8 protein-coding genes and 1 pseudogene are annotated in these 8,306 nt (G+C 66.8%); 4 read left to right on the top strand and 5 right to left on the bottom strand.

The genetic code is table 11. From position 1 onward, the window contains the following. The 3 genes and pseudogenes from JHD07_RS26210 to JHD07_RS26200 all read left to right on the top strand — a co-directional run. Nucleotides 1-258: pseudogene (locus tag JHD07_RS26210) on the top strand (3,4-dihydroxyphenylacetate 2,3-dioxygenase); the annotation flags it as partial. A gap of 3 nt (nt 259-261) precedes the next feature. Beyond that, a complete protein-coding gene (locus tag JHD07_RS26205) occupies nt 262-1,131 on the top strand; it encodes a fumarylacetoacetate hydrolase family protein (RefSeq protein WP_291627330.1) in 870 nt (289 codons plus the stop codon). Between the two features lie 25 nt (nt 1,132-1,156). After that, nucleotides 1,157-2,785 (top strand): thiamine pyrophosphate-dependent enzyme, encoded by a 1,629-nt coding sequence (locus tag JHD07_RS26200; RefSeq protein ID WP_291627328.1) that lies wholly within the window; start codon nt 1,157-1,159, stop codon nt 2,783-2,785. On the opposite strand, the gene JHD07_RS26195 is transcribed toward JHD07_RS26200, so the two are convergent. From JHD07_RS26195 to JHD07_RS26175, 5 genes are all read right to left on the bottom strand, one after another. Further along, nucleotides 2,763-4,004 carry an MFS transporter gene (locus tag JHD07_RS26195; protein ID WP_291627326.1) on the bottom strand — a complete coding sequence of 414 codons (1,242 nt, stop codon included), beginning with the start codon at nt 4,002-4,004 and terminating at the stop codon, nt 2,763-2,765. The genes JHD07_RS26200 and JHD07_RS26195 overlap by 23 nt on opposite strands. Before the next feature lie 54 nt (nt 4,005-4,058). After that, nucleotides 4,059-4,712, bottom strand: coding sequence for a DNA oxidative demethylase AlkB (gene alkB / locus JHD07_RS26190; protein WP_291627324.1), 654 nt, complete (start codon nt 4,710-4,712; stop codon nt 4,059-4,061). A gap of 9 nt (nt 4,713-4,721) precedes the next feature. Beyond that, a complete protein-coding gene (locus JHD07_RS26185; RefSeq protein ID WP_291627322.1) occupies nt 4,722-5,468 on the bottom strand; it encodes a 2OG-Fe(II) oxygenase in 747 nt (248 codons plus the stop codon). 292 nt (nt 5,469-5,760) lie between these two features. Beyond that, complete coding sequence (locus JHD07_RS26180) at nt 5,761-6,447, bottom strand: DUF2848 domain-containing protein (protein ID WP_291627320.1); 687 nt, start codon at nt 6,445-6,447, stop codon at nt 5,761-5,763. Then, nucleotides 6,440-7,789: an amidase gene (locus JHD07_RS26175; RefSeq protein WP_291627319.1), complete on the bottom strand. Its 1,350-nt coding sequence runs from the start codon at nt 7,787-7,789 to the stop codon at nt 6,440-6,442. The genes JHD07_RS26180 and JHD07_RS26175 overlap by 8 nt, the downstream gene beginning before the upstream one ends. A gap of 174 nt (nt 7,790-7,963) precedes the next feature. Here JHD07_RS26175 and JHD07_RS26170 point away from each other — a divergent pair. Next, nucleotides 7,964-8,306, top strand: a 343-nt coding sequence (locus JHD07_RS26170) for an OB-fold domain-containing protein (RefSeq protein WP_291627317.1), incomplete at its 3' end; no start/stop codon positions are given.

Below are 8,306 nucleotides of genomic sequence, written 5' to 3'. Positions count from 1 at the left end.
CCGGGACGCCACGGCATCTCGAACGCGTTCTTCCTCTATGTGCGCGATCCCGACGGGCACCGGCTCGAGCTCTACACCAGCGACTACTTCACGGGCGATCACGACCACGAGCCGCTGCGCTGGTCGTTGCGCGATCCGCGCCGCCAGACGCTGTGGGGCGCACCGGCGCCGCGCTCCTGGTTCGAGCAGGGCTCGCCGTTCACGGGCCAGGCCGTGCGCGAGCCGAAATTCGTGGCCGACGTGCTGGTGGCGGATTAAGCGATGAAGCTCCCTCGCCTCGCCACCTATTCCCTCAAGGGTGATGTCAGCTACGGCGCCGTCCTGGAGGGCGGCATCGTCAATCTCTCCGCGCGTTACGCGAGAGACTATCCCACGCTGCGCGAGGTGATCGCGGCCGGCAAGCTCGTCAGCTTTGCCGAAGAGGCCGCCGGTCGCAAACCCGACCACGTGCTTGCCGACATCACATGGCTGCCGCCGGTCCCGGCGCCGGAGAAGATCATCTGCATCGGCGTCAACTATCCCGACCGCAACGCCGAGTACAAGGACGGTCAGGAGGCGCCGAAATATCCGAGCATGTTCATGCGCTCGCCCCGCTCCTTCGTCGGCCACGACACGCCGCTGGTGCGCCCGCGCGCCTCCGCGCAGCTCGATTATGAGGGTGAGATCGTGCTGGTGATCGGCAAGCCCGGCCGGCATATCCCCGAAAGCAGCGCGCTCGATCACATCGCCGCGCTCACGCTGTGCAACGAGGGCTCGGTGCGCGACTGGCTGCGCCACGCCAAGTTCAACGTCACGCAGGGCAAGAACTTCGACTCCAGCGGCAGCCTCGGCCCGTGGCTGGTGCCCTACACGCGGGAATCGCAGATCGCCGACATCCGGCTCACCACGCATGTCAACGGCGAACTCAGGCAGGACGATCGCACCAGCCGGCTGATGTTTCCGTTCCGCTATCTCTTGAACTATATCTCGACTTTCGCAACCCTGGTCCCCGGCGATATCATCGTCACGGGCACGCCGACCGGCGCGGGTGCGCGGTTCGATCCGCCGCGATATCTGAAGCCCGGCGATGTGATCGAGGTGGAGGCTGAGGGCATCGGGCGCCTGCGCAACGGCGTGGTCGACGAAGCTTGAACAACAACCGAAGTGGAAGTGCCAAATGACCACCCTCACCGGCGGCGAAGCGATCGTAAGCGGGCTCGTGGCCCATGGCGTCGACACCGTGTTCGGCCTACCCGGCGCGCAGGTCTACGGCCTGTTCGACGCCTTCCACCAGGCCCAGCTCAAGGTGATCGGCGCGCGGCACGAGCAGGCCTGCGGCTACATGGCATTCGGCTATGCACGCTCCAGCGGCCGGCCCGGCGTGTTCAGCGTGGTGCCGGGCCCCGGCGTGCTCAATGCCAGCGCGGCGCTGCTCACCGCGTTCGGCTGCAACGAGCCGGTGCTGTGCGTCACCGGCCAGGTGCCGACGCAGTTTCTCGGCAAGGGCCGCGGCCATCTGCACGAGATGCCGGACCAGCTTGCGACCTTGCGCACCTATGTGAAATGGGCCGAGCGCATCGAATATCCCGGACATGCGCCGACCATCGTCGCGCGCGCGTTCCAGGAGATGATGTCGGGCCGGCGCGGCCCTGCCTCGGTCGAGATGCCCTGGGACGTCTTCACCCAGCGCGCCGACACCGCCGCTGCCCGGATGCTGGAGCCGCTGTCGGCGCCGCAACCCGATCCCGATCTCGTCACTCATGCGGCCGGGCTGATCAAGGCCAGCAAGGCGCCGATGATCTTCGTCGGCAGCGGCGCGATCGAGGCCGGCGAAGAGATCCTCGAGCTCGCCGAGATGATCGATGCGCCCGTCGTCGCCTTTCGCAGCGGCCGCGGCATCGTTTCCAACGCGCATGAGCTCGGCCTCACCATGGCGGCCGCCTACAAGCTCTGGCCCAAGACGGATTTGATGATCGCCATCGGCACGCGCGCCGAGCTGCCGGCCTCGGGCTTTCGCTGGCCGTACCAGCCGACCGGACTGAAATCCATTCGGATCGACATCGATCCCGCCGAGATGCGCCGGCTCGCCGCCGATGTTGCTGTTGTCGCCGACGCCAGGGACGGCACCGCCGATCTGGTCGCAGCGGTGAAGAAGGCCGGCTATGCCAGGGGCCGCGGCCGGCGCGAGGACATTCGCGAGGCCACCGCGGCGGCGCAGGCCGAGATCCAGCGCATCCAGCCGCAGATGGCGTATCTCGACATCCTGCGCGAGGTGCTGCCGGCGAATGCGATCGTGACCGACGAGTTGTCCCAGGTCGGCTTCGCCTCCTGGTATGGATTTCCCGTCTACGAGCCGCGTACCTTCATCACGTCGGGCTATCAGGGCACGCTCGGCTCGGGCTTTCCGACCGCGCTCGGCGCCAAGGTCGCCAACCCCGACACGCCGGTGGTGGCGATCACCGGCGATGGCGGCTTCATGTTCGGCGTGCAGGAGCTTGCCACCGCCGTGCAGTTCAACATTGGCGTGGTGACGCTGGTGTTCAACAACAATGCCTACGGCAATGTCCGCCGTGACCAGCGCCAGCATTTCGACGGCCGCGTGGTGGCGTCCGATCTCGTCAATCCCGATTTCGTCAAGCTCGCGGAGTCCTTCGGCGTGGCGGCTGCGCGCGTGACCGCGCCGGACCAGTTCAAGGCGGCGCTGGAGAAGGCGCTGAGCCACGTCGGGCCGTATCTGATCTCGGTCGAGGTCACCAGGGATTCGGAAGTGAGCCCCTGGGCGTTCATTCACCCGCCGAAGCCTTGACGGGAGCACGGCCCTGTAGCCGCGCGGCCGCGATCACGAGCAGGCCGGCGCCTGCGACCGACCAGCAGGCGATCGGCGCCCAATGCAGCAGAGGCGCGTAGTCCGGCATCTTCTGCAAGCCGCCGGCAACCGCCGCCATCCGCGCGAAGGTGCCGAGCGCGAGCGCAGAGAAGACGAGGCCCGTCACCTTGCCTTCTGCGCCGGTCGAGCCGATGGCGAGCGCCGCCGAGACTGCGCTCATCAGCATGCAGCCCCACGCGGCGCCCGCGAGAAATTGCGCAACAATCAGCATGTCGAGGCTGCCGGCGAACTCGGCCGCCGCGATCGCCGCAGCGCCGAACAGGCCGGCCGCGCCCATCACGATCAGGCCGCCGCGATGCTTGACCACGAGGCTTGCCGGAAACATCGCGATGTTGAAGCCGATCCAGAACACCGGCATCAGCCATTGCAGATCATCCGGCCTTGCAAATCGCAGATAGAACGGCGCGCTGTTCATGGCGAAGTGCAGCTGGTAGCCGAGTGCTAGTGCGACCATTGCGACGATGAAGGCGATCGGCACGAGACCAAGCGGCTTAGCCGCCTCGGCCGACGTCGGCGGTGTCGTATCTTGCGCGACATCGTACTCGATCCGTGACAGCGCCAGCGCGGTGAGCAGCAGCACCACGCTGGAGATCACGAAGGGCAAACGCGCATCGTGCTGGCGCAGCACGACGCCCAGATAGGGCGAGACCGCGCCGGCGACGCCGTAGCCGAGCATGGCCAGCGCCGCGAGGAACGGCACCTGCGGCTTGGCCCGGTATTTTCCGAGCAAAGTCAGCGGCGGCGCGCGCAGCGCAGAGGACGTGATCGACCAGATCACGATCAGGGCAATGAACGAGACTTGCGCGGCCGGACCGGTGCCGGCAACGAAGGGGAGCGCGACGAAGGCGCCGCAGGAGATCGCAGCCATGAGCCCGACGAACAAGCCGAGCCGCCCGAGATGGGGCGCGAGCTTGTCGGCGGCGATGCCCATCGCGGTGTCGGCAATGGTGAAGATCGCCTGATCCAACATGAGGATGAGAATCACGGCGGACGGCGCGATGCCGACCTCGGCGGCGAGTCTCGGCAGGTAGACGACGTAGGTCGTCCAGCCTAGCGTGAACACCAGTTGCAGCGCAGCCAGATAAAGGCCCGTGCGGTTCGCCGCGCCCGTGCCGGCCGAGAGCTCCGTGGTCGTCATGTTGCCGCCTCCCCCGTCCCAAGCTTAGACGAGCAAGGGCTGCGAGGAAACGCCTCAGCGCGTCCTGCGGAAGGTCAGATTGATCCGCGTCCGCCCCAGCAGCGGATGCTCGCCGTCGGCGAGCGGCGCCACGCCGTGGTAGGCGAGCCGGCTGGCGCCGCCCCAGACCACGACGTCGCCATGGACGAGGCGGAAGCGGCGCGGCTTGTCGCTGCGCGCAAGGCCGCCGAACAGGAAGGTGGCGGGCAGGCCGAGCGAGACCGAGACGATCGGCGCCGCATAATCCAGCTCGTCCTTGTCCTGATGCAGAGACAGCCGCGTGCCGGGCTCGTAGCGGTTGACGAGGCAGGCATCGGGCGTGAAGTCCCGAAAGCCGCCCTGCTCCGCGGCGCGGCGGGCGAGATCGCGGAGCAGCAGCGGCATCGCCGGCCACGGTGCGCTCGTGCGCGGGTCGATCGGGTCGTAGCGATAGCCGGTATGGTCGGTGATCCAGCCGCGCTCGCCGCAATTGGTCATGGCCACCGACATTAGATGGCCGCCGGGCGTCGTCATCCGCCGGAACGGAGATTTTGCCACGATGGCGCGCACGGCTTCGATCAGCTCGCTCTCGATCGGCTTGACGAAGCCGCGTAGCAGCACGGCCCCATCGGCGATGTTTTCGCGCGACGGTTGGGCTTCGGCGACGCTATCGAACAAATCAGCCGTCAAAGGCTCCGCTCATTTCGCATCGTGAAAGATCACACCCAGCGTATGGCGCCGGCCCGACCTGATCCGGCTGACGCCATGGCGCAGATTAACGCGGTAGGTGCCACGTGTCCCCTGCACCGGGCGATGATGCACAGCGAAGGCGACGGCATCGCCCTGCGCGAGCGGCACAACCTCGGCACGCGACTGCATCCGCGGGCGCTGCTCGGTCAGCACGAACTCGCCGCCGGTGAAATCACGGCCCGGCTCCGAGAGCAGGATCGCAACCTGGAGCGGGAACACGTGCTCGCCATAGAGGTCCTGATGCAGGCAATTGTAGTCGCCGGCCTCGTATTGCAGCAGCAGCGGCGTCGGCCGGCTCTGGCCCGCCTCGTGGCAGCGCTTCAAGAATGCCGCGTGCGTGGCGGGATAGCGGATGTCGATCCCCATCGCCTCGTTCCAGCGATTGGCGACGCCGTGCAGCTGCGCATAGAGCGCCGGGCGGAGCTGCGCGATCAGGTCGGGCAGCGGATAGGCGAAGTATTTGTACTCGCCGCGGCCGAAGCCGTGGCGGCCCATGACGACGCGACTGCGGAAGTGCGTGTCCTCGGAGTAAAGCGAGGCGACGGCGCAGCATTGATCGGGCGTGAGCAGGTTCTTCAGGACGGCGCAACCCTGGGAGTCGAGCTCGGCGGTGATTTGCGGCCAGTCGAGGGCGTCGACGTGGGCGGCGAGGTCGGCCACAGAGTCTGGTGCGGCAACACGTTTGGCAATGGCCATAGCGATATCCTATCCAAGTCCGTCATTCCGGGGCGCGACGAAGTCGCGAGCCCGGAATCCATTCATCCACCGACCATGCCGCACGATGGATTCAGGGCTCGCGCCCAAGTGGGCGCGCCCCGGAATGACGGATGTGGGTGTGGCAAGGCGCGAGCGCTACGGCCACCCGATTTCCGATGACTCTTTCGCCGTCATTGCGAGGAGCCCTTGCGAGGAAGCAATCCAGAATCCCGCCGCGGAACCAGTCTGGATTGCTTTGCTTCGCTTGGCTCGCAATGCCCGTGGGGTAGACCTACCCCCTCACCGGCAGCGTCCTCACATTATAGCCGTGCCTGATCGTCCGCTTCAGCACGGGGTCTTCCAGCTCGAAGTCGAAGCGGTCGGCCGGGCGGATGCCGCCCTTGGCGGCGAAGGTGCCGCCGAACATGGCGCAGCCGTCGGGGAGCTTGCCGGCGTCAAAGCCGCGCGCGATGAGGTCGGTGACCGGAAGCATCGCATCCAGCGTGCCCTCCTGGTACAGCACGCGCTCGCCTTTGATCGTGGCGTATGAGCGCAGGATCATCTTGTCCCAGTGGCCGATGACGTCCTCCAGCTCCCACAGGGTGGCGGCGATCGGCTTGTCGCACATCTGCTTGGACACCGTGACGTTGTAGGCCTCGACCTTGCGGTCGGTATGGTCGGAGCCGCAGCCGACGAAGATGCGGCCCTGCCAGCCGATCAGCACGAACTCGACCTCGCCGGAGGAATCGCCGCCGCTGCATTCGATGCTGTCCTCCTGGGTCAGCCGCCGCGCTGAAGCGCGGTAATAGATCGGCGTCGAGGCAGGCGGGGCGATGCCCATCTCCTGCAGCTCCTTGATGTGCTTGTCGCGCGCGACCGGATCGCGGCCGGTCCAGCCGGCGATGACCAGCTGGTCGATCGCGAGCGTCAGCGGCGTGGTGGTGTCCTGGGCGTCAATGGTGAAAGTCAGGTCAAACACGAACGACGGCCTCCATGCCGGCAGCAAGTTCGAAAATGCGATGGTCCGAGCCGCCCGCGCCCGCCAGCATCAGGCCGACGGGAACGTCGCCCTCACGATGACAGGGCAGCGAAATGGCGCAGCCGTCGATGAGGTTGATCAGGCTGCAGTTGCGCAAGGCGCGGATGTTCTCGCGGGTGAATGCCTGATCGTCCGCGAGGTCGGCGATCTTCGGCGGCGTGTTGGGCGTGGTCGGCAGCACCAGCGCATCATAGGGCGCGATGCGCGCGTTGACGCGCGCGATCAGCGACCGCCGTTCATTGAGCAGGTCGATGTAGTCGGCAGCGCTCTGCGCCTCGCCGCGCATGATGCGGACGAAGACGCGAGGATCGTAGACGTCACCCTTGGCCGTGATGAGATAACGGTGCCAGGCGTAGCTTTCGGAGGCCGCGAAGCCGCCCTTGGCGTTCATCGGGCCGATGTCGTGGAACTCCGCCATCTCGATGCGCTCGATGATGGCGCCGTGATCGGACAACGTCTTCAGCGCACGCTCTAAGGTTTGGGCCACTTCCACGTCGAGATCGTCGAGCGCAATCGTGGTGGGCACAGCAAGCCGCATGCCCTCAACCGGCCGCGGCTTCAGCGGGGCAATAGGCTCGTTCGCAAGCACCGCGTCGAGTATGGCACAGCAGCTGACCGATCGCGCCAGAGGCCCGATGCTGTCGAGCGAGAACGACAGCGGCACCGAGCCGTCCAGCGGCACGCGCCGCTGCGTCGGCTTGTAGCCGACGATGCCGTTGAAGGCCGCCGGGATCCGGCAGGAGCCGCCGGTATCGGTGCCGAGCGCGCCGTGGGCCATGCCGTCGAGCACGGACACCGCCGCGCCCGAGGACGAGCCGCCGGGGACGTGGCCTTCGGCGCGGTTCCAGGCGCCCTTCGGGGTGCCGTAATGCGGATTGATGCCGATGCCGGAATAAGCGAACTCGGTCATGTTGGTTCGCCCGATCACGACGAAGCCGGCCTTTCGCAGCCGCGCCACCGTCGCGGCGTCCTGCTCGGCAGGCGAGGAATCCTCGAGCGCGCGCGAGCCTGCGCGCGTCACCTGGCCCTTGATATCGAACAGATCCTTGATCGAGATCGGGATGCCGGCATAGCGCGACGGCGCCGCCTTGGCCTTGCGCAGGGAATCCATCGCATCGGCTGCCGCGAGCGCGGCATCCTTGTCGACATGGATGAAGGCGCGCTGGCCCTCGCCGGCGGGGTCGGCGATCCTGGCGAGGCAGGCCTCGACCAGCTTGCGGGAGGTGGTGCGGCCGCTTTCGAGGTCTTCGGCGAGCTTCGCCAGTGTCGGAAAATCGGGCATGTCTGTCTCACGGAATATTTCGGGCGCAATCTATAGCGCTGGCTCAGCTCGACACAAGCATTGTGCGCATGATGGCATGCATGCGCATTGCTGGACCGTTGACGCGCCATGGTCGAATGTCGCATCAAGTTCGAACAGGCGGGCGCGAGGCCTGTCTTTGGGAGGAGCGCCAACATGGCCGAACCGCAGCGCGCGCGACCGAAACCGACGCCGGAGACCCAGCATTTCTGGGACGGCACCAAGGCCGGCGAATTGCGCCTGCAGCGCTGCGCCGCCTGCGCGCATGTCTATTTCCCGCCGCGGCCGTTCTGCCCGTCCTGTGCCTCGCGCAAGGTCAGCATCTTCAAGGCGAGCGGCAAGGGCTTTCTCTACAGCTACGTCATCAACCACCGCCCCGCCGCGCCCGGCTTCACGCCGCCTTACGCCATCGCGGTGGTCGAGCTCGACGAAGGGCCGCGGATGATGAGCAACATCATCGACTGCCCGCAGACCCCCGAAGCACTTGAACTCGACATGA

Source organism: Bradyrhizobium sp. (assembly GCF_016462955.1).
Classification (GTDB): domain Bacteria; phylum Pseudomonadota; class Alphaproteobacteria; order Rhizobiales; family Xanthobacteraceae; genus Bradyrhizobium.
The sequence above is the reverse complement of the archived record's forward strand: the minus strand, read 5'-3'. Positions and strand labels throughout refer to the sequence as shown.